Source organism: Rhizobium sp. 18055, assembly GCF_902706285.1.
GTDB lineage: Bacteria > Pseudomonadota > Alphaproteobacteria > Rhizobiales > Rhizobiaceae > Rhizobium.
Window position 1 is genome coordinate 1 of record NZ_CACSKD010000322.1, and the last position, 431, is coordinate 431.

A 431-nucleotide genomic window follows, 5' to 3' on the forward strand; every position below is an offset into this window, starting at 1 on the left:
CGAACTGGATGCGCTTTCCACCAATCCTGGCGATCGCCTGCAGGGTGGCGGACAGCGGCCCCGCGGGGAGGGAGAACTCCCTTTCCGAGAGAACCTGAGCGGAAGCGGCAGGCTGCTCCTGCTGCTGGGCATGCACGGCGGCGGGCAATGCGAGTGCGAGGGCGGCGCAGATGGCGGTCGCACGGAACGGGACCGGACGGAGCATCGGGGACGGGGCAGGCAGCATGGCAGGAATCCTCGGAAGGGATGTGGTCGGCGAAATCGCCAGCAACAGATGCAATTAGTGTTCCATACGCTTTTCATCGGTCTGTGCAGAGGAAGAGGCTCCGTCCGGGTTCCGGGTCCGTCCCTCTGGAAGTCTTTTCATGAAAAGTGTTTGGTACAGTTTTATTGTGGCAGTTCACCCGGTGGACGGGATAAGGGTATGTACG

At 61.7% G+C, this 431-nt stretch carries 1 protein-coding gene; it reads right to left on the minus strand.

The features are described from left to right. Positions 1-226: hypothetical protein (locus tag GVL52_RS30705; RefSeq protein ID WP_210254134.1), on the minus strand; the 226-nt coding region annotated here is incomplete at its 3' end. Between the last annotated feature and the right edge of the window lie 205 nt (positions 227-431).